This is a genomic window from Phycicoccus duodecadis (assembly GCF_002846495.1).
GTDB classification, from domain to species: Bacteria; Actinomycetota; Actinomycetes; order Actinomycetales; family Dermatophilaceae; genus Phycicoccus; species Phycicoccus duodecadis.
The window spans coordinates 550495-574685 of record NZ_PJNE01000001.1; the positions used below are offsets into that span (position 1 = coordinate 550495).

Sequence of the window (24191 nt, forward strand, 5' to 3'; positions counted from 1 at the left end):
TCACCGTGGACCGGCCCGCCGTCGATGCGTCACTCTCGGCGACCTCTCAGGCGAGGGCGGGCTCGACCATCCGGTAGGCGTCGTCGACACCGTTGCGGCACAGGCGCGCCAGCAGGGTGGCGAGCTCGGGGACGTCGTCGAGGGGGAGCTTGCGCAGGGCGACCTCGGGGTGCGAGATGTCCCAGCGGAGGGCCTCGCCGTAGCGGGCGAGGAGGGCCTCGGCACCCACACCGAGGTCGGCCGAGGCGACGTCGCGGCGCGAGAGCTCGACCACCCCGATGGCGGACACGTCGTCGACCGCACCACGGTGCTCGGCGCGCAGGACGACGACCCGGATGTGGGCCAGGCCCGGAGCAGCGGCGAACGCGCAGCGCGCGGATGCCAGGACGGCGCTCGCCACCACCTCGCGCTGCAGGCGGGCCCGGTGCGCCTTCGACGCGGGCCGCACCGACAGCGTGCCGTGGGCCGAGAGGGTGACCGCCTCGGTGGGGAGCAGGTGCTCCTCGGGGGCCAGGACGGCCAGGCCGAGGTAGCTGCCGTGGACGGTCATCGGCGCCGCCGCCAGACCGGCCTCTGCGAAGGCCCGCACCAGCTGGTCGGTGACGACGGCCTGGTGGCCCGACCGCAGGGCATCCCACCAGGTGTCGAGGCGGCGCTGCTCGAGCTCCACGGCCTCGGTCGCGGCGGCCGCGGCCTCGATGTGGGACGCGGCTCGCTCGGCGGCCGCGTGCCCGGCGTCGCGACGCTTCACGATGTCGAACCAGCGGGCCGAGGCCCGGGCGGCGCTGGTGCGCTCGCGCCGGGCGCCCCAGGCGGTGACCGCGCGGTCGGGGGTGGCGAGGGGTCGGGTGGCCGGCTCGTAGGACGCCCGGTGCAGGGAGGTGAGGCGGTACTCCTGCTCGATGATGCGCTGGGCACGATCGGCGACCGCCGCGGGGACGCCGCTGGCCGCCGTCCCGGTGAGGCGCCGGGGAGCAGCGTGACCAGCGCTGCTCCCGGCGCCCCCGGAAGTGGACCGCTGGTGAGATGCGTCGCGGCCGTCCCGGAACAGGCCCGGCCAGCTGACACCGAACGTCATCCTCAGACCGGGTGCCGGCACCCGGAAGCTGGTCGCGGAGACCAGACCGACCGTCTCGTTCACGGTTCCTACTCCTCTCTCGACCCCTGCCCGGCACACCCTAGGCACGTCGATTCCTCTTTGCCTGGCGTTTGCGTCGTACTGACCTCCCTTGTACCAAGTCTTTACGTTGCCTTTACCAAATCCCTCTGACCTGCAGGTTTCCGGACAACGTTGTCGCCTCTGTAGGCCGCCTCCTGGTGCCCGCACCACCACGCCACCGGGGACGTCTCTCTCGGGGACGACGCCGCCTTTCGCCCCGCCCCAACGACCCTGGGGCACCTGCGGAGAAGCTCCGGAACGTCCCCGGGGGAAGCCAGGACCAAGGTCCCGGGCGACGTACTACGGGCAGTAGTAATTTTTGAGCACCGAAGCAATACCGACCGCCCGTCGTACCGAGGGGCCTCCCGAAGGACACGAGAACACCATGCGCAGCTCATTCGACAAGCTCATCTCCTGGACCGGTGTCGCCGTCGCCAGCGTCCTCCTCGTCGCCGGTGGCCTGCTCGTCTGGGCCTCCTCGTTCGCCACCAGCAACGTCCACGACCAGCTGGCGGCGCAGCAGATCACGATGCCCGTGGCCGCCGCGCTCACGACGCCGACGATGAAGTCCCAGCTCACGCAGTACGCCGGGCAGCCGCTCACCACCGGCGCGCAGGCCAAGGCGTACGCCGACTACTTCATCCAGGCCCACATGGACGAGGCCTCGCAGGGCAAGACCTACTCGCAGGTCTCCGGTGAGTACCTCGCCGCCGTCAAGACCGCCCCCACGGCGCAGGCGACGACCGACCTCGGGCAGCTGCGGCAGACGCTCTTCATGGGCACCACGCTGCGCGGCATGCTGCTCAACGCCTACGCCTTCGCCACCCTCGGCACCATCGCGATGTGGGCCGCGATCGCGGCCTTCGTCGGCTCGGCGCTCATGTTCGTCCTCGGGGCGCTCGGTCTGCGCCACGCCCAGGAGGCCGAAGGCGTGCGGGCGCCGGCCATCGAGTCGATCCCTGTGGCGCTCTGACCCGGCGGCCTCTCCCTGTCGAGGTCGCCCGAAGTGGGCCCCGGTCGCTGCAGCGGCCGGGGCCTCCGTCATGTCACGACGCCGGCCGGGCTCGTCGCGGTCGCCTGATGCACTGACCCGCGCGGGGTGGTTGCATGGTCGTCGTGACACCGCGTAGCAGCCGCCGCAAGGGCGCCCCGAACCGTTCGGCCACCCGAGGCCGTGCCCGCCCGCTGCGCGCGGTCGCCGCGCCCGACCCGGCGACCTCGAGCCTGATGGGGACGCTGCGGTCGGCCATCCGCTCCGACGACCCCACGGCGTTGGTCACGCTCGTGTCGTCGATGCTGTCGGTGACCGATGCCTGGGCGGCCGACGAGGACCTCGACACCGCCGAGGGGGTGCCGCTGGACCAGCTCCTCGACTCGCTGGTCGGCACCAGCTACGCGGAGACGACGGTCGCTCTGCATGCCGCGGCCGCCATGCTGCCGGACGACCTCGACGCCGCGCGGGTGCGCCGGGCGATCGGGAGCCGCCGCCATCCGGTCCCGCCCGGGGTCACCGGGTTACGCGAGCTGAACGTGCAGGCGGCGGCCAAGCTCGGCGACGAGCTCGTGGACGGCGACAACGTCATCCTCGGGCTGGAGTGGCCGGGCATCGGGGGCGTCACCGCGGTGGTCTACGTCGACGAGGCCTTCGGCACCAGGGTCAAGGACGTGTTCCTGGTGCCGGAGCCGTTCGGTCAGGTGTGTGGTCGCTACCGCGAGCTGCTGGTCGGGTCCGGCCGCCGGGCGAGCGAGCTGACCGAGATCCCGGTCGCCGACGCGCGCGCGAGCATCGAGGCAGCGATCGCCGCCGCTGATGCCGCCGGGCCGTCCGCGGTGCCGGCCGACTGGACCGGCCCCGACGGCGACCCGGTCGGCTGGCCGGGCGCCCGGCCCTTCGTCGAGCTGGTGCTGCGGCGGATGCCGGCCGGTGGGCACTCCGTGCTGACGTCGGGGCAGCTCCGCGCGACGTCGAGGGTCGACGCCGTCACCGACTTCCTGGCCTCTCCGTACGCCGCGGCGGTCGAGGATGAGGCGGGTGTCGCGGCGGCGGTGCTCATCGCCGAGGATGCGGCGGCCGGGGCCGGGCATCCGCTGCGGTGGTCACCGGTGCAGGTCGAGCTGGCGCTCGCCCAGCGCCTGCCGTGGGCCGACGGTGCCGGCGACGACGCGTTGGCCGCGGTCGCCGATGTCCTGCCCGCGTTCGTCCGGTACGCGCACGCCCAGCTCGGTGCCCCGGCGTCGGCCACCGCCGAGACCCTGGCCGCGATCCAGGAGTGGCTTCCGGCGTTCACGACGCTGCGGCGGGCCCCCGCCGTCGCCCGGTGGCGCGAGATCGGCGGGATGGTCGACGCCTTCGAGCGAGGGGACACGGGGCCGCTCATGCTGCGTTCCCTCGCCGACGAGGTAGGTGGGCCGGCGGCGCTCGACGCGCTGGATGCCGACCCGTTGCCTGAAGAGCCGCTGGCCCTCGACGCCGTGGCCCCCGACGTGCGCGAGCCGGTGGCGGCCATCGCGGAGGCGATCGAGGTGTGGCTGAGGGAGTCTCCTCGGGTCAGCCACCTCGGCGCGCTGCGCGAGGAGTGGCGGACCGCGGCGCACCGGTTGCTCGTGGGGGCGGCGGTCAAGGACCCGGGATGGCTGCGGCGGCGGGCGTCGGTGCGCGGTCGGGCGTGCGGGGTGCTGTGGGCGACCGGGGTCGCCAACCGGCTGGTCGGGCCGTCGGGGGCGGTCCTGGTCAAGGACCTCGCAGCCGACTTCGGGGTGTCGGGGCCGCCGTCGGCCAAGGCCGAGGCCGTGGTGCGGGCGTGGCACGACGGTCGGTGGGTGGGGGGCGACGCGCTCGGTGATGCTCGCCTGTTGGTGTCGACGCGGCGCGCCGCCCTCATCCGGCAGCGGGACCGCTACCGGTCCTGACCCGTGGGTGGCGGGAGCATCCGGCAGCGGGGCCGCTGCCGGTCCTGACCCGTGGGTGGCGGGAGCATCCGGCAGCGACACCGAGCCGGTACCCGGGCGCCTCCGACCCCACGGATGGTCATCGGGCTGGTCCCTCCTGAGGGGGCGGTCTTCGCGACCGAACCGGACGGACGGGCTCCATCGAGCACCAGGCCCCAGCCCGCCGGCTTGGCCCTGACAGCCAAGCTCAGACCACCACGGTCACCCCCATGCGGGGGCCGACCCAGGTGCGCGGCCGACGGCCCGACGGACGACCTCACCCGCACGGCGCGGGTCAGGCGGATCGGTCGAGGAGCCGAGCGCCGGTAGCCGGCGGTGAACCCGTGGGCTCCTCGTCGTCGGGCCAGGGGTCGTCGGACGTCATCCAGCCCAGCTCGGACTCCGCCCACGCCTGCTCCGCCGGGTCGTCGACCCACAGCCCGTCGAGCAGGAGCCGTAGCCGCTCGGGAGTGAGTGGGGGCGGGTCGTGGACGGCCCGTTCGGCGCGGAGCTTCTCGAGGTGGCGGTCGTAGCTGCCGGGTTCGAGGTCCCACGCGACGTAACGCCCCAGATGGTCGGGCCGCGGGCTCACGGTGGCGATGAGCCGCCTGGTGTGGACGTACGTGTGATGGCGCTGGCAGAGAAGGCCTGCGTTGTCGACGTCGGACGCGCCGCCGTCGGCCCAGTGCACGATGTGGTGCGCCTTCGTCCAGGCGGCGGGGGCGGTGCATCCGGGGAAGGTGCAGCCCCGGTCGCGCCGGCGCAGGAGGCGCCGCTGGGCGCGGGTGAAGAGGCGGACGACCCGGCCGAGGTCGAGCTCCTCCCCCGCGGTCCCCAGGACATGCGGGATGAGGTCGGCCTCGCACGAGATGCGGCGGAGCACCTGGGGAGACAGGACCGTGGCGGTGGCGCTGGAGCTGAGCACCTCGCCGCACCCGGTGACCGACACCAGGTCGTTGAGCGCGATGGTCACGTGGACGGCCGACGATGCGGCGGCCGCGCCATCGGCCCCCTTGCCCTCGGCGTCGAGCGCCGACGACCGGCGACACACCTCGGTGAGCGCCTCGACCCGCCGCTGCCCGGCCGGGCGGAGGTCTCGCTGACCCGTCTCGTCGTCGGGGGCGGGCGCGCTGAGCGGGCCGATCGCGGCCTCGAGGGCGGTGGCCTGCTCGGGCGTCATCAACAGCTGGTACTCGGTGAGGTCGCCGGACTCGACGAGGGGCATGGAGAGGCGGGCGCTGCCGGCCAGCCGCTCCTGGAGGTCGTCGAGCTCGCCCGGGAGGCCGTACTCGGCGAGCAGCCGGGGCCGCAGACGCCGCATCACCGTCGGGCCCCACTGGACGCCGAGGTCGATGAGGGCGCGGACCACCGTGGGCAGCGCCTCGTCACGCAGGTGCGGGGCCAAGCGCTCGACCTCGCGCAGCACCGCGGTCGCGAGGGCGGGCGACACGGAGCCGTCAGCGACACCGGCAGCAACCAGGCCGAGGGGCGAGTCGGGCTCGGGCGCAGGGCGGTCGGGCTGCCATCCCGCTCCGCCACCGGTGACGGCCATCGCGACCGTGGCCACCTGGCCCGCCCCGCCCTGCCGTAGGGACGGCGCGTGGTCGCGCACCCAGGTGTGGGCGTTGGTACCGGCGGCGGCGACCTCGCCGCGGTTCAGGGCCTCGGCGGTGATGGCCACCCGTGCTGCCGCCGACTGGGCGGCGACGTCGTCGACGATCGTGAGCAGCTCGGCGAGCTCGTCGCCGGAGGCCTGGTGCAGCACGTCGGCCATCCCCGCCAGCGCCCCGCCAGCAGCCACCAGCGAGGAGCGACGCTCCTCGAGACTGACGGCCAGCTGGTCCATGGGAAGACACTAGGACCAGCCACCGACAGCCCGTCTGACCAGCGTCTTTGCCGCGCCCGGGAGCGCTGAGCGGAGGGTGCGCCTCAGGCCGCTCCGAGGCGCACCCCACCTATTGCTCATTTCGCGAGTCGGACCTCGACGCCGCCAGAGAAGAGCGAGTCGTGCAGTTCCACCTTGGTCAGCTTCGTGCCCTTCGGGACATCGAAGAAGACAGAACCGGTCACGGTGTTGCCGGGGTTGATCTCCTCCCACAGCACCTTCGAATCACCGTCGTAGATGGATGCCCCGGAGTCGGCCGAGAACTTGCGGTTCTTGCTGTCGAAGGCCACTTGATTGTCGGCGAACATGGACTGCGCCTCGTCCCCGATGTTCGTAACTTTCACGCTCAGACGGCAGAACTGCCCTTGCGCCTTCGTGTTGAAGTAGGTGTCCCCGACGCTCGCGATGCCGCACTTCATCCCGGAGACGACGAACTCGAACTTCCCGTCCCGAACCTTGCTGCCGAACTTCGGACCCGCGGCCGGCTTCGGCGCTGCCGGCTTGGTCACCACAGGCTTCGGGGCTGCAGTCGTCACGGCCGGCTTCGGCGAGGCAGGAGCGACAGGGGTCGAAGATTCGACCGTCTTCGTCGCAGGCTCCACGGCCACGACCTTCTCGGGCTGGTCGCCTCCCCCGCCGAGCGCCGAACCGAAGACGATGAGCCCCACCACGCCGGCCGGGATGAGGTAGCGCTTCTTCTTGAACCAGGGCCGCGGCGCGACACCCGCCGAAAGGGCGCCCACCGCCGCAGCGTCGGGTGCCCCCGGCGCGAAATGCTCGGTCCATCGCTGCCCATCCCAATAGCGCTGCTGACCATCGGGCTGTGGGTACCAGCCGGCAGGGGTGTTCGACATGCGTGCTCCTCAAGGGGTTGAAGGTCCTCCGGGAGCACAGAGGGGCCCCCGATCGTTCATCGAGTGATCCCCCACCCGTGAACGCGCCGACCGTAACCAGGCGCCTCTCGGCTGCGGTAGCCGTGGGTCCCATCACGGGCCGAACGAACGATGCGACGCTGCCGAAGGTCGTAGGGCCCCGCGGAGCCAGCAAGGTAATGAGCACGGAGTCGCGGGCGATCAGCAGCCGACCAATGCCGTCCCCGTGTCGCGCTGCGTGACTCGGCACTCCGTGAGTACAGCGACTAACACCACCGATGACTTGGTGGAATCAGCTGCGGCTTTCAAGACCCCTTTGTAATCTGTCGCGGTGTCGAATGGGGGGACCAGGGCGCGCCTGGACGCGGTGACCGGCGGGCCAAAACGGCGGCACCGCGCGATGATGCGCCGGCTCGAGGAGTTGGACCGTCTCGACCGTGTGGCCTCGAGTCCCGAAGAAGTCCTTTGGCCCGTCGGGCGGTCGTCCCGCAACGACCCGCGAGCGTGGCAGCCCGGGCCTCGTGACCGGGCGGCGTCGACCAAGTGGTGGGAGCGCCACCCTGCCATCGGCTTCATCGTCGTGGCTCTGATCATCGGCGGGTGGCTGGCGGGACCCCGCGTCCCCGAATGGGTCGACCGCATGTTCCCCGCTCGGCCGGCGCTGGCGGTTGGGGAGGAGCGACCCGAACCGCCCGAGGGGTCGACGTCCCGGATACTCCCGCCGGTGGTCGTCAGCGGCGTACCGCCGTCCACCACGTTCGACTTCATGGTGACGCAGAACGGTAGCGCCGAGCCCGTGACTTTCGACCCCTGCCGACCCATCCGTTTCGTCGTGCGAGATGCGCTCGGCGCGGGTCCTCGTGGGCGTGAGGCGGTGACTCGCGCAGTCGCGGCGGTCTCCGCCGCCAGTGGCCTGTCGTTCGAGGACGCGGGTGACACCGATGAGGCTCCGGCGCGGGACCGGGCCCTTTACCAGCCGGACCGGTATGGCGAGAGTTGGGCACCTGTGCTCATCGCCTGGAGCAACCCCGCGGAGGAGCCCGAGCTCGCGGGCCGGACCGCTGGGCTGGGCGGTGGTCGGCCCCTCCGTGACACCCACGGGCGGATGACATACGTGAGCGGCACGGTTTGGCTCGACACCCCGTCGCTGGCGCCCGACCTCACTACGCCGGAGGGCTTCATCCGCGTGCAGGCGGTCATCATGCACGAGCTGTCTCATGTGCTGGGCGCCGGCCACGTACAGGACAGTCGCGAACTGATGGCGGAGGAGAACTCGGGACGCACCGACTTCGGCATCGGCGACCGGTACGCGCTGTCCCAGCTCGGCCGAGGCGCCTGTGTCCCGGGCCTCTGAGCCGCGGCGGAACCCTCGTCGCGGAGGGTGAGGGAGTTCAGACAGCCGACGCCCTCCCCTGCGCTGTCACCCGTCCGTCGTGCCGCTCGACCCACGCAGTACAAGCGGCGGGTGCACCAGCGCGTACCCCGATCGTGGCACGGTGCGGCTCGTCCGGGCGACGGAGTGATCTCCAGCCGCTGGACCACCTCGGGGGCGCCGACCTCCCGGATGAGCTCCGGCGGCCCGACCACCGCGAGCCTGTCGGTGGCGCGGGACAGCCCGACGAACTGCCGCTCCCGCGATCGGTCTCGCACGTGTCCGCAGTCGCGACCGAGAGACCCATCGTGACTGCGACCCCTTTCTGGGGAACGGGTCGAGCGGTGAGTACGAGCTCGGCCTCGCCACAGGGTGTCGGAGCGGTGCGCTAGCGTGGCAACAGCTCACGAGAGGCAGCGACAAGCCCTGGCTTGCTGTCCGGCAACCCCTCCGCGGGGGTGCCCCAGGTGACGAGCTGGTCATCCGATGACAACAGCGGATCTCCACGGCCAGGCCGAGGGGTCCGTGTGACCCCGAGGAGCCACCGTGCCCGAGAACAACCCCTACGGCGCCGCCGACCTGCGCCCAGGACAACTGTCCGATGCGTTCGACGAGCTCCCCACGTCCCAGCTGGTCGAGCACCTGCGGCACCTCGACCACGCCCGCACGCATCGCCCCGACGAGCGCGCGCGGTGGTGGCTCTCCAAGCTCCTGTCCGAAGGCCAGCGTGCACTGCACCGGCGTGGCCTGAACCCCTCTGCGTGGGTCTACTCCGAGGGCGACCGATGAGCGACGGGGTCCTGCGCGTGCTGGTCGACGACGTCCGCGTCTTCAAGGACGGACGACCGGCGCTCGTGGCGCGAACATCCGACGAGGTCCTGACGCTGCTGGCGTCGCTCGGCGGGCGGACGATCGACGAGCTCTGGCTCGACCACGACCTCATCGATGACGACACGGTCCAACCGGTCGTCGACCACTTGGTGTCCGTCGCGGCAGCAGGCACTCCCGCACCGGTCCGTCAGGTGCTGGTCCACAGCGCGAACGTGAGGGCCGGCCATCGCGTCACGGTGGAGCTCGTCGCCGCCGGGTACCGAGCCCGACGTTCGTTCGTCGCGGGGATGTGGAGGCACGCTTGGAGCCGATGACGCCGCCCGGCGAGGTGCCCGACCTCGACGGGCTGCTCGCACTGGCCGACGACCTCGTCCGCGCCGCGGGTTGGCTCCGGCGTGAGGTGGTGGGGAATGACCCGACGATGGCCCGCTCCTACGCCTGGTCGGCAGCGAGGCGCGCTCATGCCCTGGCCGTGGCGACCGACACCTGGGGCTCACACCTGTCGCAACCGGCCGACATCCCGCCCGCCCCGGTGTCACTGGCCGGCCAGTCACTGGACGAGGGAGTCGGTCGCCTCGGCGACTCGGACCTCCTTGCGTTGCACGACCAGCTCGCTTGGGACCTGCACCGCGAGCCACGCGTTGCCGCGGCGGCCTGGCTCCGCGAGGGTCTGAGCCGGGTCGCGGCGGAGATGCACGAGCGGGGGTTGCGACGGTGAACCACCGCGTCTCCCACGGCTGCATCGCCCCCGAGGGGTCCGCTGTAGGCCCGGCCTTCCGTCTGCGCGCGTCGGTCAAGTCCCCGGTGGTGGTGTAACGCTGCGTGATCTTCGTTGGGTTAGGCGGTCAGGGCGGACATGGGTTCTGCTCCGTTCTCGGGGTCGGTGGTGGTGAGGGGGGTCAGGCGAGAGCGGGTCAGGACTTCCAGGCCGAGGTAGCGGCGTCCTTCTGCCCATTCGTCGGTCTGCTCGGCCAGGACCGCGCCAACGAGGCGGACGATCGCTTCTCGGGTGGGGAAGATGCCGACGGAGTCGGTGCGGCGGCGGATCTCGCGGTTGAGGCGTTCGGCGGGGTTGTTGGACCAGATCTGGGTCCACACGTCCTTGGGGAAGGCGGTGAAGGCCAGGATGTCCTCGCGGGCGGCGGCCAGGTGCTTCGCGACCGCGGGCAGCTTGTCGCTGACGTAGTCGATCAGCCGGTCGAACTGGGCGTGTACGGCCGCGGCGTCGGGCTGGTCGTACACCGAGTGCAGCATCGCCTTGACGGCCGGCCACATGCTTTTGGGACAGATGCTCATCAGGTTCGCGGCGTAGTGCGTGCGGCAGCGCTGCCAGGACGCGCCGGGCAGGTTCGCCGCGATCGCCTCGACCAGCCCGGGGTGGGCATCGGAGGTGACCAGCTTGACCCCGGCCAGGCCGCGGGCGACCAGGTCGGCGAAGAACTCGTTCCACGCCGCCCCGGTCTCGCTGGTGGCCACCCGCATGCCCAGGACCTCACGGTGCCCGTCGCCGTTGACCCCGACCGCGACCAGGACGACCGCGTTGACCACCCGTCCTCCCTCGCGGACCTTCATCGTCAACGCGTCCGCGGCCACGAACGTGAACGGCCCGGCCGGGCCCAGCGGGCGGTGGCGGAAGTCCTCGACCTGCTGGTCGAGGTCGGCGGCCATCCGCGAGACCTGCGAACGGCTCAGCGAGTCGATCCCCAAGGTCTTGACCAGCTTGTCCATCCGCCGGGTGGACACCCCAGCCAGGTAGCAGTCGGCCACCACGGTGACCAGCGCCGACTCCGCGCGCTTACGACGCTCCAGCAGCCACTGCGGGAAGTAGCTCCCCGTGCGCAGCTTGGGCACGGCCACGTCGATCGTGCCGACCCGGGTGTCCAGCTCGCGGTGGCGATAGCCGTTGCGCTGCGCGACCCGCTCCGGGCTGGGGCGTCCCCACTCCGCGCCGACCACCGCATCCGCATCCGCGGACAGCAACGCGTTGATGATCGACTGCAGCAGCGAACGCATCAGGTCCGGCGAGGCTTCGGCCAACGCCTCGCCAAGCAGCCCAGCAGGGTCGACAATGTGTGGTGCGGTCATCGTGATGCTCCGTTCGAGAGTGCTGTGAGAGGTTCACTCGAAGGATCACGCGGTGGCCGCATCCACGTCCAGCCCCAACCCGAGGACGGCGACCGCGCTACACCACTATCCGGGACTCAACTCGCGCGTCACCACCCGAACGTTCGGTGAGAGGGCCGGCGCAGCGCATCTTGTAGCTTCCCTCACCGCCGAAAGGACGCGTACATGCCCACCGATGACGAACGACTGGAACGGGATTGGCGGCGGGCGGGAGCCACCGACGAGTCGATGATCGATGACGCCGTCTCACTGGGCCTGCACCCCAGCCGGGTGAGCGGGAAGCTCGACGACGCGGCAGGCTTCCTGTCCGCTGCGGCCTTCCAGGACATCGGCGACCTGGTCGAGGTCTACCTGGAACAGGCCGGCGGCGACCCCGGGGTGGCGTGGGAGCTGTGGTCCGATGACGACGGCGAGGAATGAGGAGGAGCCACCGCCGCCTCCGGGTCAGTGACAGATGCCCAGCCGCTTGGCCACCTCGGGGCCGCCGATCTCCCGAATGAGCTCCGGCGGCCCGACCACCACGAGCTTGTCGGTGGCGCGTGACAGCCCCACGTAGAGCCGCTCCCGCGAGCGGTCCTTGACGCCGGTCTCGTTCGCGCAGAGCACGACGACCCGCCGTTCGAGCCCCTTGAACCCGAGGACGTGACCGTAGAAGACCTGGTCGGCGTCCCAGAACGTGTCCCAGTAGCCGTCCTGGCCGAGCTGCTCCTGCCGCGAGGACTGCTCGTCATGGCGGGCGCCGGTCGTGAGGAGCGCGACGTCCTCGGGCCGCCAGTCGTCGAGCAGTGCGTCCACGGCGTCGTCGGCTGCCTCTAGAGCGTCCTCGAGGGCGCTCGGGATGTACGTGACCTCGGGGCCCTCGCCGCCCTTGGCCCGCATCCGCATCGGCGCCAGCGGCGCGAACGCGTCGACGATCTGGCGGGTGTTGCGCAGGTTGTGGTCGAGCACCAGCGGGACCAGCGGCACGGGGGGCCGCCCGAACCGCTGGAAGACCCGCTGGTTCTCGTCGCTGTAGACGTAGAGACCGCCGGCCTCCTCGTCACGGAGGCACCGCATGATCGGCGTCCACCACAGGTCGGCGAAGTCCTGGGCCTCGTCGACGACGACCGCGTCGAACTTCTTCCCGTCCGGCAGCCCGGTGGCCAGCTCGACCATCAGGGCCGGGAGCCGCTCCTCCCAGAAGCCCGGGTCGTCGCGGCCGCCGAACACCTCGACCCCGAGGTAGCGGGCCAGGTCCTCGAAGGTGCCGCAGAACGCGGGCCGATGCCTGCGGTCGACCCCGGCCATCGCACGGCGGAAGTAGCTCGCCAGGCCGATCGAGTAGCAGAGCAGGGCCACCCGCTGCGAGGACCGGCCGCCGCTCCCCCGCGTCAGCTCCTTGGCCTGCGTCGTGGCCAGCACCGTCTTGCCGCTCCCGGCCCCGCCGCGGATCTCGAGGCGCGGCAGCAGCCGGGTCACCCCGAGGATGCTCGCCTGCTCGACGGTGAGGCGGTCGGCACGGCCCTCGCGCTCGTCGGCCTCGGCCAGCACGCTGCGCTGGGGCAGGTTGCGGCCGAGCAGGACCTCGACGATGAGGTCGCAGTCCTCCGCCGACGGCACACGGTGGCCCGTCTCCTGACGCGCCGCGATGTCCCACAGGCGCCCGGCGAGGTCCGCCTGGTCCCCGCGCCCGTGGATCATCCACCGCGGACAGTCGGGCGTCGCGAAGTCCTCGTGCAGGTCGGTGTACGGCACCACGACCGCGTGCCCGTGACGGACCCGTGTGCGGCTGCTGTTCCTCCATCGCGGGTCGCGCTCGACGTAGGCGCGCACGGCGTACTTCGTGTCACGGGACTGGTCGACCGGATGGATCTCACGCGGCCGGCTCGACCCCGACTGCTGCCACCACCGCCCGTCGTCCCCCACGCTGACGCTGCCGCCCTTGACCTCGACCACCAGCACCCCGACGTCGGGCATCAGGACGATGAGGTCGGCCTCGTGGTCCTTCTTCTCGTCGGTCAGGCGCAGGTTGGCCACGATCGTCCAGTCGTCCTCGGCCTGCTCCACCAGGCGGGTCCACACCTCACGTTCGGACTCGGTGGAGAACATCGGTTCCGGCGGTACCAGTCGCGGGCTCACGGAACGTTCACCACGAAGAGGTCAGGGACGGACCGCTGGATGCGAGCCCGCTCGTGCCCGCGCTCGCCGCTGCGCCACCGGGCCGGCCTGTCCAGCACCGAAGGCCCACCGGATGCCGTCCCCTGCCCCGCCAGGCCGACCGGCTCCCCCTGCTGCAACCGAACCACGAGCCCCTCCCCACCGCCGGGGCACGCTCGAGCAGCGTCGCCCTCCAGTTGCCGATCAGCCAGGACCCCAGCTCCCCACGTCGTTCCTCGACCGCGCGGGGTCTCCAGCGCAGAGTATGTCGGCGTGGGGCGGCCGGTCGCCGTCCTGCACCGCGCTGGTCTCCCGGACGTCGTACGCCTCGTCGTCATCGACACCGAGGGCGTCGCGCCCTCGGGCCGCGCCGTAGGTTCTGACGCCCAGGACCGCGCGGATCCGGACCTCCGCGCGCCGAACCGCGGCCGGCTCGACCATCGCCAGGTACCCGAACGGGGAGGCTCGTAGTCACGTTCGTTCGTCATGACTGCGGACCGTAGCGCGGCAGGCCAACACTCCCTCGCCGCGCGCCGTACTCCTCCAGAACACGATCCAGCAGGGCGAGTCGGCGCGTGGTCCACCCAGGGTCGCCGGCCGCTGCCAGTCGGTCCGCGAGTCGGTCGAGTTGACTGCGCACTCCGTCGTCGCGAAGGCACGACTGGACCGCCTTCCACACGGCCACCGGCGCTCCCCGTCGGCACGGGAGACCGAGAGCTCGCAGCAGCCCTGGGCCACACCGCACGAACAGGTCCGGGCGCTTCCTCGCACCCAGGGCCGAGCTGACCTCGGACGTCACCGCCACATCGACCTCACCGCCCGTCGTCCCGAGAAGCACCCTGACCGCGTGGTGGAACGTCTCCATCGCCGCGATGGTGTCGGAGCCGGCCACCACGAGGTCCTGATCGACGTCGAGGAGCGGGACGCGCAACGCGGCGAGGACGAGACGCCGGTCGGTCCCCGGCTCGAGGACCGCCTGCACCTGCCGAGCGGTCAGCCGGTGTCCGGCAGTCACGATGACCAGGAGATCGGCGGCGGTGATGTCAGCGGGACTGACAGGGTCCGTGGCCAGCCAGAGGTGGTCACCGGGTCCGTCCAGCCGGAACTCGCAGGGGACCCGTTGCAGCGCACGTGCGGCTTCGACGACGACGTCCATCCGGCTACCTTGGTGCCCGGGTCCGACATTCCTTTCCGCGCACCTGCCCGGCGATGACCACGAATACCTGGACCCGAGGAGGATGCGATGACACCCACCACTTTCCGGCGTCCGGCCGTCCTGGCGCCCGGCCGCGAGGACGAGGCCGCTCGCCATCTCCGCCGCTACGTGGACGTGTCGACGGCCGGGACGCCGTCCGGTTTCACGGGCGCGTTCTTCGACGGGTGGGACCCGGATGGCCGACGCGCGGAGGACGCCGATCGCTTCACCGCGGATGACCTGGTGGCCGTCACGTTCCTTTCCGTGGAGATCCCCCCGCGTGCTGCCCAGCAGCTCCTCGTAGAGCAACGGGGTGCGCTGAGCCGGCTCCTGGCCGAGGTGGTCGAGCGGGACCTCGTCGACGTCGAGGAGCCGCTGACCCCATCCAGCCCCGAGTGGCAGCTCAACGACGCTCTCCGCACGATCGACGGCATCGGACCCACCACCGCGTCCAAGCTCATGGCCCGCAAGCGTCCACGGCTGCTGCCCATCTACGACTCCGTCATCGACCAGCACGTGCTGTCCGGTTCAGGGGTGCTGTGGGAGCCGCTGCGGCAAGCCCTCAGGGCGGACGGGCGCGCGCTCCACGAACAGCTGGTGGCGCTTCGCGTCCGCGCCGGCGTCGGGGACAGCATCTCGGCGATCCGCGTCGTCGACATCCTGGCGTGGATGGAGGGCAAGGGCTACATCCCTGCTTCCTGACGTTTCACCCGGTGTGATCGAAAGCGTTGAGTGACAGGCATTTCACTGCCACTGTCAGTCCTCCGACAACGAGAGGACGCAGTCATGTTCCACCAGTCGAACGACCAGGACCTCGTGCAGGTCCTGATCACGCCGCGATCCAGCGACGGCTTCCCCAGCTCCGACGAGCCGGTCTGGGCGACCCCGGAGAAGGCTGGGGAGGGCGGCGGGACGTACCGCCTCGTCCACCCGGCCCTCGACGTCCCCCTCACGCTGGACGATGTCGTGACGTGCCGACTGGACGGACACGGCCGCCTCCGGGTCGTCGGGGTCGAGACCCCGGCGCGGCGGATGCACACCGGTGTCGTGGTCGCGCCCGGTACGGACCCCGACGACGTCACGAGCCTCGCGGCAGGGTGGAGCGAGCGATGGGGCTCCCTCTCCTGGATCGTCGGTGACCTCGTCCTCACCGCATGGCCGACCGACATGGACGTCGATGCCGTGGATGCGGTGCTCGTGACAGACGTCGACTCCAGGGACGGCTGGGAGGTCATCGGGTTGGCGGAGCCCCACGAGCGGACGACGGGAGCGCTACGGGGTCTGGTCGACTTCGAGCTCGACGTCACCGCTCCCCCGGGCCACGAGGACGGGTACTGGGCCGCCGAAGACCCCGAGTGGGCCCGATTGGGTGTCACCTCCCCGGACGTCATCGCTGCCATCCAGAGCCTCGCCGCGAGCCACCCCCGCGTCGTCCCGGCGATCCGGGCCGGCTTGCACCGTGACGTCCTGACCCTGCTTCGGCGCCTGTCGACCCGCGACGCGACGACTCTCGCTCCCCTCAGCGGGCCTCTGTTCACACCGACGGGCAGTTGAGCCGCTCGGCCCGCGGCGTGCCCAGGGCCTGGGACGCCACCGGGCGGTCCGTGTTGGACCCCTTCGCCACGATGTGTGCATCAGGGAAAGGGGACGCGGATGGAGCAGGACGAGTCGTCGAGGGTGGACGTGGACGCGGAGATCGAGCAGGCCTGGGCGGAGTTCGAGGCGAGTCTCTCCACGCGCATCGCGGCGCTGGAGGACGGGCGGAGCATCCTCGTCCAGACGCTCGGGGAGGAGCCCGACGGCGCGGCGCTCCCCTACGTGCAGCTGATGTCCTTCGCCGAAGGCACGGCCCGCCGGTGCGAGGTCAGCAGTGACGACCTGCTGGCCCCGGCCACCCGTACGGGCACCCGGGGTGCCGCGCTGTACGAGGAGCTGGGTTTCCAGGCGCCCAGCCCGGACCCCGAGGACGACGCTCCGAACTGGTTCCTCCACGCCGACGCCGAGGACCACGAGGCCCTCGCGCACGTCGTGGTGCAGGTCCTGCGCGAGGCCTTCGAGGTGCTGCACCCGCTCCTGCTGGCCGGCATGCCTGCGGCTCCGTCGGGCGCGGAGGCTCCCGACAGCGCGCTCGCCCGGTGGGCGCCCGAGCCGGTCGACCTCGAGGTCGCCCACCCGGTGGCCTGCGAGGACGAGCTCGCCGACCTCGTGCAGCGGACCCTCCAGATGGTCACCGGCGAGCCCGTCGAGCGCGACCAGGACGGGGACTGGCCCTACCCCCTGGAGCGGGGCACCGCCTGGGTCCGGCTACTCAAGGGCGAGCCGACCATCCGGGTGTTCGCGGTCGTCGTCCACGGCATCCGCTCGCGGCGCGCCGCGACGCGCGAGGTGGCGATCCTCAACCGCGACGCGGTGTCGCTGAGGTACATCAGTGACGGCAACGTGTTGGTGATCGAGCTCGACGTGAACGCCGGCCCGTTCGTCCCCGGGCACCTGGTCGACGGGCTGGCCCGCTTTTCCCAGGCCGCGGCCCAGCAGCCGATGGACTTCGCCGCACGAACGGGCGGCCGCGTGTGGTGACCGGAGCTACCGAGCGGCGGACGTGCGGCGTCGGTGGTGCTCGAGCAGCGCCGCGGCCCGAGCTCGACCGGCATCCATGAGGTCCTTGTCCACGACCATCGCCCGTGGTCCCGCGGTCACGAGTGCCTCGGCCACCCGCTCGCGCACCGGCTCGAGGAAGTACGCGCGGATGCTGACGTCGTCGTCATCGCGCCCGATCTCCTCGACCCGCTCCGCGAGGCGCTCGACGACCCACACCTCCTCCGGAGGCAGCACGAACTCGACTGGCGTGGTCGCCCGTTGCCGGGCGAGCATCTCCGCGAGCCCGTCGGGCAGCTCGAACGACTCGTCGAGGAAGCGCGCCTTCACGACGCCCGAGACCAGGTACGTCCGGAGTCGTCCGTTCTCGTCCGGAGGGCCGGCGTCGACCTCCCACCCCCGTCGGGTCCGGAGCACGCGGTACGGCTCGACCACGCGCTCCGTCACCCCGGGCCGCCAGGACCGGGCGTAGCGGATGGACACCCGCTGCTGGTTGCGCGCCGCCCGGTACCAGGCGGCAGGACCATCCGGGCGCCGGTCGATCGCGCTCGACGGGCGCATCTCGTCATCGATGGAGCGGCCGAGCTTCTCGAGCGCTCCTTCGAGGCGTGAGTTCTCCGGGTCCAGGTGCAGCTGGTCGCGCGCGATCCGGTAGGTGCGGGCCCACGTCGCGACCGGGCTGTAGCGGAAGGCGAGGTCGTTGGTGACGATGTCGCTCGTCAGCCGCACCAGCGGGGCCGACGACGGCTCGACCTCCTGACCCTGCTCGTCGAGGAACTCCAAGGGCGGCACCCATCCGCGCTGGTCGACCGGCTCGTCGGTCATGAAGTACGAGACCAGAAGCTCGCGGACCTTCCTCTCCGGCAGGCCCACCTCGGTGGCGAGGACCGCCAGCGGCACCGCCCGGTGGTACGACAACGCCTCCAGGACCGCCGGGAGCCCGGCCAGCTGCGCGACGAACGACTCAACCACGGGCCACCGCCTCCAGCCGGTCGAGGAAGTCCCGTCGCACGTCCTCCGGGCCGAGCAGCACGACGCGCTCCCCCATCGTGACGAGCCAGTCCATGAACGCCCGACGGTTGGTCACCGTGACCTCGACACGCTCGCCGACCTCACCGTCCGCGTGCCCGACGGCCAGGTTCAGCGTGTGGCGGACCAGGTGCTGGTGCTCCGGGGCGACCGCCAGCTCGACCTCCGTGGGTGGGTCGACGCGCCACTCGTGCGGGTTCAGGGAGTCCTCGGGGTCGTCGATCCCGGTGCGCGCCGAGCCGGGGTCGTCGAGCGATGGGTTCTCGATGCGGTGGATGAGGAACCACTTGACGACACCGTCGTGCTCGTCCAGCGCGCGGAGCAGCCAGCGGCCCGGTGGGTTGTGCAGGCGCATCGGGTGGACCCGCCGCAACGTGCCGTTGTACGTCATCTCGAGCACGCACCGTGCGTCGACCGCCCTCCGGACGGTGGCGATCGCCACCGGCGGCGCGACCTCCGACGCCTCGGGAGGATGCACCGGCAGAGCAGCGAGCGCCTCCTCGAGGACTGACTGCTCACCGGGGGTGAGGCCCGCCCGCTCGGCCAGGTCGTTGGGGTGCAGGACGTACCGGGCGGGGCTGCCGGCGGGCGCGACGTTCTCGATCCACCAGCCTGCGTCACCGAGCCGGCGCACGTCACGCTGCAGGCTCGACATCGCCGCCTTCTGGTCCTCCAGGCGGTAGTCGCCGATGCGGATGAGCTGGTCGGCGGCGACGCCCCGGCGGGCGTCCCCGGCGGCGAGGGCCCGCAGGAGTCGGAGCAGCCGGGCCACCGGAGGCTCCCGACGTGCCCCGGGCGTGGCGCGCCCGGTCACCGGAAGCGATCGCGCGTCGCGGCCGGCCTCCCTCAGGCTCTCGAGAAGAAGGGCGGCCTCGGATGACGGAGCACCGTCCTCTCCCGAGCCCCCCTCATCGTCGGCGGCGTACCAAGGGTCCCCCCAGGTCGGCGTCGTCATCTGCTGTCCTCCTCCCGAGCTGATGACCTTCATACCGGACGAAGGCTTCGGGTCGTGAGCCGCCTGGCCGGCGTCGTCGGAAGTGTGTGACCGCTGCCGCGGACTTCGGCCGGCCCCCTGACAGTGCGTCCCAGCCAGCGCCGGACCCCAGGCGATGACGCATACGACCCAGGCCCACCCCGGTGCTCGCCTCTCGACGCTCAGCCGGTGTGGACCACGAAGGCACGGCTCTCGAGCAGCGCTGCAACGTACTTTTCGGCCGCCTCAGCCACTCTGCGGTTCAGCAGCGGCTCGAGGGGTGGAAGAAGATCCGACCGAAGGCGACCGACCGACCGTCCTTCACGGCGGAACACCTTCGCCTGCCTCTCGCCGGAAAGGTGCTGCTCGTATCGGACCTCGGCCGGATGCCAGCTCTGCCCGACGTAGACCTCGTTGTCGCTGCCCCCGTCGACGTCGATGACGTAGACGCAGTACTGATGAGGTGTCGCCTCTTGCGTCATGCGTTCTCCTCGTCGCGACGAAGCACTCCTCGCGAGAAGGTGGCGAGGATTCGCTGGTGTGTCTGCCGTGGAAGCTGTCGGCTGCCCGGCTCCCCCAGGGGCGTCCCTGGCCGGGCGGGCGCGACGGACAGGAGGTCGTCGAGCCCTTCACGGGCGAGCAGCAGAAGTCCATGGGTTGCTCGCGTACAGGTCACCGCAAGCCGTCCGAACGCCGAGTTGAACTCGTCAAGCGTCGACGCCCCCGACAGGGGGTGGATCGCGACCGTGATCCCGTTCGTCTGCCCCTGCCAGGAGTCGACGGTGGACGCGACGATGACGCCCTCGGGAAGGTCGTACTTCGTCACGAGCTCGTCGACGATGTCCTGCGCGTCATCAACGGCCTGGTTGCGGGTGGCCAGCACCGCGATCAGCGGGTCGCTACCGGGGGCGTCAGGTGAGGAGATGAACGGTGCACCCGCGGGCGCGCCGTGCGCGTCGTACTGCTCCTGGCGCGTGGCGAATCCGGCCGTCAGCAGCTCGTCGAGGAGATCGCGAAGGACATTCATGAGGGGTAGGTCGACGTCCGGGGCCTCGGCGTCTGCGAGACCTGCTACCTCCACCAGCGTCGGGACGCCCGTCGCCACCTGGCGCCACACGTCCATCCCCTGGGCCCATTCGCCAGCGGATTCCAGGTCCAGGCCCCTGTCTCCGGGGGCCGCGACACAGTCCAGGCTGTCCCACTCGGCGTAGAAGGCCCGCCACAGGCCCAGCTGCTCCGCCGTCGGACGCCACACGGCGGGCATCTCGGCCGCCCAGGTGGCCGCGTCCTCGTCGTACGCAGTGGGCCAGGCCCGGTACGGGTTGTACCGCCCGTCACCGCGCCACGGGTTCTGCGACGAGTCCAGGGGCGGCAGCTGGCCGACGTCGCCCACCCCCACCACGACGGGTGCAAGTCGATCGATCCGCCGATAGCGATGCAGCGGCAGCTGCCACGCCTCATCGACGAACAGCACGTCGAACAGCCGACTGCCATTCGCGGCAGGCCCGTGGAGATTGAGCATCCACCGCGCGGACCCCTCGAGCTTGTGCGTCGTGCCGACGACGACCTGGGCCTCGTCGGGAACCTCCTGGTACTTCACCGCGATGGCGCAGACCTGCTGCGCGTTCGGCGGAAGGTCGGCCACCCGGTCCGGGGCCACCATCAGACAGACCTTGTCGCGGCCGAGCTCCTTCGCCAGCTCGAGGGCCAAGGGGAAGACCTGCTTGTTGGCGAATGCTGTCACTCCAACGCGCGACACGCCCGGATGCGAGATGGCTTCCCGCACGAGTCGGCGCAGCGCGTAGGACTTTCCCGCGCCGGCGGCGGCCTTCAGCAGGAGGCGCTCGTAGGGTTCGCTCCCGTCGAGCGCCGACTGGAGCGCACCGACCGCGCTCGAGGTGACCTCGACGTTCCGGATGGCCGCCGCAGCATGGTGTGCCGCCGAGGTCGGCGTCGCGACCGGGGCCGTGAAGTGGATCGTCATGGTCAGTCCAGGTCGTCGATCGTCAGGCCCGGGGGCCTCGCGGGCACGGATTCGTCTGCGGCATCGGTCTCGGTCGGGGAACCCGAGGCCACGGTGTCGAAGTGGTCCTCGTCGATGACCGGCGGCCAGGCCTGAGGATTCAGCTCGCCGTTCGCGCGCCGGGCGGCCAGGTCGTCGGAGAACTCGGCCTCCGCCTCTTCGTGCGGACGACAGCACCACTGGTGACTCGCGGGGTCAAGGGCGTAGTCACCATCGGCGCAGGCTTCGCGCGGTGAGCTGGTCTGGTCCAACGATGGTCTCGCCACAGCGATCTCGTGCCCGGACCTGAAGGTACCGCTGACCCACTCACCGTCGAGGACCACGATCTCCGAACCCACCGGGAAGAGCGACGGGAGCGTGACGGCCCAGAGCAACGAGCCGTCCACCTCGGTCTGGTCATCGGCACTGAGCGTGCCGACCCACTGCTGCCCGAACTTGAAGCTGCCCTTCTGCACCTTGAGCGTCGTGGTCTCCAGTTCGACGGATGCCCCGAGGGGTCCGTGGGCCATGTGGATCGTGGAGCCGTCCTTGATGCGCCGCGAGTGCACGCGGACGCGGAGCGGGACCTGCTGGGTGATGGTCGCGAGCGCCACCTGGCGCGTCCCCGCGGTCGTGGCCATGTCCCGAGCGGCCTGGGGGTTGCCCAAGGCGGCGAGCTGAGTCGCCAGGGCCGAGTCCTTGTCGAGCTGGTCGACCTGGTCGTTGCGCCACCACCAGGGCACCCGCCCGAACCGGACCAGGTCCGACGCGTGAAGTTCCCAGCGCCGCAGCCACACCGCTTGGGCATCCGCCTCGAGGGCGCGATGGACGACCCTGAGCCTCGAGACTTCGAGCGTCTCCAGAATGGCTGCGGCGCGGTCCAGCACCGCCGCCTTGAAGGCCAGCTCCTCCCGTACCAGGGCGTGGTAGGCAGCCGGGTCGTCGTCGCTGCGTTCCTTCTGGCCTCGCCGGCTCACGGCGTGGATCGCGTCGGACCGCCGGTTCGACAAGCGAGCACCAGGGGTGTGCTCCGAGTCCGCGACATCGTCGGAGACGACGCGATGATCGAGGGGCACCGTGGCTTCGGCCCACCGCACCAGGTAGTCCAACCGGAGCGCGTCGGGGCCAGGGCCCCCGGGTACGACATGGGCTGCGAGGACGCGACGCACGTCGACGAGCGCGCTTCGTAGCGTGACCGCCCGCGACCGGTCCGCCTCGAGAAGGAAGCTGACGGCCAACCGCTGATGCAACGTCAGGGCGGCCGGCACCGTGGCGGGTTCACCACCGAAGGTCAGGGGCGTGCGCCCTTCCTGGACGTCCCGCTCCCATCGCAGCCGACTGATCTCCACCCCGGCCAGCGAGTCGGCGATCGACACCAGGACGTCGGCGGTGACGGTGTCGGGCATCACGAGATGGATCGGCTCCCCCGACGGGGCAACGGCGTCCAACGCCGCGTCCAGGGCATGCCCGATCTGCGACATGACCTCCAGGCGCGTCGCCGGAGCCTGCGGATCCTCGAAGACGGTGGTCGACCAGGGCCGACCTCCCCCCTCCCCGTCACGCAGCGAGATCCCGTGGATGCCCAACGCGGCGGCGTCGGACTTGGCGATCACGACGTTGACGGTGCCCGGGAGCCCCACGGGGTCGGTGCGACGCTGCCTCGTGGGCTGCGGGAGCCCGGAGACGGTCGCGGTCAGCGAGGCGACGGAGCTGGCGGGTGCGGACGGAGCGACGGCGCCGGTCCCGTCGACCAGCCCGATGAGCCCAGGCCTCTGCGCCGGCGGCACGCCCAGCTCGACGAGCCGCGCGACCGGGTCCTCGGACGCACGGACCTCGCTGCGGCAGTGGGCGAACATGGCGCACGACGGGCAGGTCGCCGGGTCGTACACCGCCTCGAGGTGCGCCACCCACCCCGGGAGCTTGGCCTCCGCAACGACGTGGTCCCCTCGCGCATCCAGGACCTCCTGCCGCTCCCTCACTCGATCCATGACCTCAGTGCGGTGGTCGTCGAGGCAGTCGACGATGGCCTCCGGCTGCAGGAAGGCATTGCGCGGGACGGCCAGCGCGCCCCAGGAGTGCACCGCCATCCCTGACGGAACTTTGCTCCAGGCCTGGGCCGAGGCGGCACCGAGAGCCACCTGGAGGAATCCCTTGAGCATCCGCTGGTCGTCGATCCGGGACCGGACGCGTTCGTAGTCCTTCGCGTCGCCCATGATGAGCCAGGACCCGGTGGGCGTGCCGTGCCCTTCGACCTCCGTGCCGTCATCGCCGAGGACGTACCGGGGGGCGACGATCGCGAAGTCGGGTTTGACCGGCGTCGCCCCGGCCACCGACTCCATCCCCGCGAACGGAACAGCGAGGCTGGTGACCATAGTTGCGACCTCCTCATGCACTGCCTTGAGGTGGGCCTGCTGCAGGGCTGTGGCGGTGGCCTCCACCGAGACCCGCCCGCTCGCCCGGCGCACCGCCTCCGGCCGTGCCAGCCGGAGCCGGCCCACCGCCGTGGTGAGCAGCTCAAACACGAAGCGCTCGTGCCGCACCAGCGCCTCGAACGTCATGGCGCGCATCCACCGCGCTTCGGGGATGCCGGCCGAGGTGTCGGGGTGCCCGAGCTTCGCCGCCAGCGCCCGCCGCGACATGCCGACCACGAGAGGGTCCGTATGCCGGAACCTCTCGCATCCGGCGTGTGCCGAGGCCGCGACGGCACTGCTCCCGCCCCCCGTACTGAGCCCACCCATGAACGTCCGCCCCTTCCGCAATGCTTCGACCGGCAGCACCCTAGGCGCCGCAACGTGTGGAGGAACGTCTATCAGGGACATCCAACGGACTCGTTCTGCCGGGCTCCCGAGGAAGCGTTGCCGCCCTCGTTAGGGTGGGCGCCACGTTCGTCATGGGGTGGAAGGGCTGTGGTCGCAGGTGTCCGAGTCGGCGCTGGAGTATCTCTACGAGAAGCTCGACGAGATCTGGAACGCGTACGGGGATGACAAGGTCGGCAAGGGTACGGCGTTCGAGCGCCTCATCGCCAGCTACCTGCGCACGGCCCCCGAGTTCGCCGACCGCTTCGAGGACGTCTACCTCTGCAGGACTGGC

21 protein-coding genes and 1 riboswitch are annotated in these 24191 nt (G+C 71.4%); of the genes, 10 read left to right on the plus strand and 11 right to left on the minus strand.

The features are described from left to right. Positions 1–46: 46 nt before the first annotated feature. Positions 47–1141, minus strand: a complete 1095-nt coding sequence (locus tag ATL31_RS02545; RefSeq protein ID WP_101394392.1) for a hypothetical protein — start codon at positions 1139–1141, stop codon at positions 47–49. A gap of 403 nt (positions 1142–1544) precedes the next feature. Between ATL31_RS02545 and ATL31_RS02550 the strand changes: the two genes are divergently transcribed. Further along, positions 1545–2132, plus strand: a complete 588-nt coding sequence (locus tag ATL31_RS02550; RefSeq protein ID WP_101394393.1) for a hypothetical protein — start codon at positions 1545–1547, stop codon at positions 2130–2132. Between the two features lie 143 nt (positions 2133–2275). Continuing rightward, a complete protein-coding gene (locus ATL31_RS02555) occupies positions 2276–4069 on the plus strand; it encodes a hypothetical protein (protein WP_143598286.1) in 1794 nt (597 codons plus the stop codon). Positions 4070–4382: 313 nt separating this feature from the next. Here ATL31_RS02555 and ATL31_RS02560 read toward each other — a convergent pair whose 3' ends face one another. Both ATL31_RS02560 and ATL31_RS02565 read right to left on the minus strand, forming a co-directional pair. After that, on the minus strand, positions 4383–5933 hold the full coding sequence (locus ATL31_RS02560) for an HNH endonuclease signature motif containing protein (RefSeq protein WP_101394395.1): 1551 nt from the start codon (positions 5931–5933) through the stop codon (positions 4383–4385). A 116-nt stretch (positions 5934–6049) separates the two neighbouring features. After that, positions 6050–6826: a DUF4352 domain-containing protein gene (locus ATL31_RS02565; RefSeq protein WP_101394396.1), complete on the minus strand. Its 777-nt coding sequence runs from the start codon at positions 6824–6826 to the stop codon at positions 6050–6052. Between the two features lie 598 nt (positions 6827–7424). Between ATL31_RS02565 and ATL31_RS02570 the strand changes: the two genes are divergently transcribed. The 4 genes from ATL31_RS02570 (at position 7425) to ATL31_RS02585 (ending at position 9765) form a co-directional block, all read left to right on the plus strand. After that, complete coding sequence (locus ATL31_RS02570) at positions 7425–8198, plus strand: peptidase (protein ID WP_143598287.1); 774 nt, start codon at positions 7425–7427, stop codon at positions 8196–8198. Between the two features lie 420 nt (positions 8199–8618). Next, positions 8619–8718, plus strand: a riboswitch (SAM riboswitch). Positions 8719–8762: 44 nt separating this feature from the next. Next, a complete protein-coding gene (locus tag ATL31_RS02575; protein ID WP_101394398.1) occupies positions 8763–9005 on the plus strand; it encodes a hypothetical protein in 243 nt (80 codons plus the stop codon). Continuing rightward, positions 9002–9361, plus strand: a complete 360-nt coding sequence (locus tag ATL31_RS02580; protein ID WP_101394399.1) for a cyclic-phosphate processing receiver domain-containing protein — start codon at positions 9002–9004, stop codon at positions 9359–9361. The genes ATL31_RS02575 and ATL31_RS02580 overlap by 4 nt, the downstream gene beginning before the upstream one ends. After that, a complete protein-coding gene (locus ATL31_RS02585; protein WP_101394400.1) occupies positions 9358–9765 on the plus strand; it encodes a hypothetical protein in 408 nt (135 codons plus the stop codon). Before ATL31_RS02580 ends, ATL31_RS02585 begins: the two co-directional genes overlap by 4 nt. Positions 9766–9884: 119 nt before the next feature. On the opposite strand, the gene ATL31_RS02590 is transcribed toward ATL31_RS02585, so the two are convergent. Next, complete coding sequence (locus ATL31_RS02590) at positions 9885–11132, minus strand: IS256 family transposase (protein ID WP_101394401.1); 1248 nt, start codon at positions 11130–11132, stop codon at positions 9885–9887. 204 nt (positions 11133–11336) lie between these two features. On the opposite strand from ATL31_RS02590, the gene ATL31_RS02595 reads away from it, so the two are divergent. Further along, entirely contained in the window at positions 11337–11591 is a 255-nt protein-coding gene (locus ATL31_RS02595) for a hypothetical protein (RefSeq protein ID WP_101394402.1), read from the plus strand. Positions 11592–11615: 24 nt separating this feature from the next. On the opposite strand, the gene ATL31_RS02600 is transcribed toward ATL31_RS02595, so the two are convergent. Then, positions 11616–13259: a nuclease-related domain-containing DEAD/DEAH box helicase gene (locus tag ATL31_RS02600; protein ID WP_101394403.1), complete on the minus strand. Its 1644-nt coding sequence runs from the start codon at positions 13257–13259 to the stop codon at positions 11616–11618. A gap of 532 nt (positions 13260–13791) precedes the next feature. Beyond that, a complete protein-coding gene (locus tag ATL31_RS02610; RefSeq protein ID WP_101394405.1) occupies positions 13792–14463 on the minus strand; it encodes a DUF6308 family protein in 672 nt (223 codons plus the stop codon). An 87-nt stretch (positions 14464–14550) separates the two neighbouring features. Here ATL31_RS02610 and ATL31_RS02615 point away from each other — a divergent pair, with 87 nt between their 5' ends. From ATL31_RS02615 to ATL31_RS02625, 3 genes are all read left to right on the plus strand, one after another. Then, a complete protein-coding gene (locus tag ATL31_RS02615) occupies positions 14551–15204 on the plus strand; it encodes a DUF6308 family protein (RefSeq protein ID WP_101394406.1) in 654 nt (217 codons plus the stop codon). Positions 15205–15288: 84 nt separating this feature from the next. After that, complete coding sequence (locus tag ATL31_RS02620) at positions 15289–16056, plus strand: hypothetical protein (protein WP_101394407.1); 768 nt, start codon at positions 15289–15291, stop codon at positions 16054–16056. Positions 16057–16155: 99 nt separating this feature from the next. Continuing rightward, positions 16156–17079 carry a T3SS (YopN, CesT) and YbjN peptide-binding chaperone 1 gene (locus tag ATL31_RS02625; protein WP_101394408.1) on the plus strand — a complete coding sequence of 308 codons (924 nt, stop codon included), beginning with the start codon at positions 16156–16158 and terminating at the stop codon, positions 17077–17079. A gap of 6 nt (positions 17080–17085) precedes the next feature. Here the strand turns inward: ATL31_RS02625 and ATL31_RS02630 are convergent, their stop codons facing one another. The 5 genes from ATL31_RS02630 to ATL31_RS02650 form a co-directional block, all read right to left on the minus strand. Further along, a complete protein-coding gene (locus ATL31_RS02630; protein ID WP_101394409.1) occupies positions 17086–18069 on the minus strand; it encodes a WYL domain-containing protein in 984 nt (327 codons plus the stop codon). Then, the gene (locus ATL31_RS02635) at positions 18062–18898 is read right to left on the minus strand and encodes a helix-turn-helix transcriptional regulator (protein WP_101394410.1); all 837 of its coding nucleotides are present in this window, start codon (positions 18896–18898) and stop codon (positions 18062–18064) included. Before ATL31_RS02635 ends, ATL31_RS02630 begins: the two co-directional genes overlap by 8 nt. Positions 18899–19281: 383 nt before the next feature. Continuing rightward, the gene (locus ATL31_RS02640) at positions 19282–19581 is read right to left on the minus strand and encodes a GIY-YIG nuclease family protein (protein WP_101394411.1); all 300 of its coding nucleotides are present in this window, start codon (positions 19579–19581) and stop codon (positions 19282–19284) included. Further along, positions 19578–21083 (minus strand): P-loop NTPase family protein, encoded by a 1506-nt coding sequence (locus ATL31_RS16380; protein ID WP_158239772.1) that lies wholly within the window; start codon positions 21081–21083, stop codon positions 19578–19580. Before ATL31_RS16380 ends, ATL31_RS02640 begins: the two co-directional genes overlap by 4 nt. 2 nt (positions 21084–21085) lie before the next feature. Continuing rightward, positions 21086–23878, minus strand: coding sequence for a hypothetical protein (locus tag ATL31_RS02650; RefSeq protein ID WP_245861849.1), 2793 nt, complete (start codon positions 23876–23878; stop codon positions 21086–21088). Positions 23879–24191 lie beyond the last annotated feature (313 nt).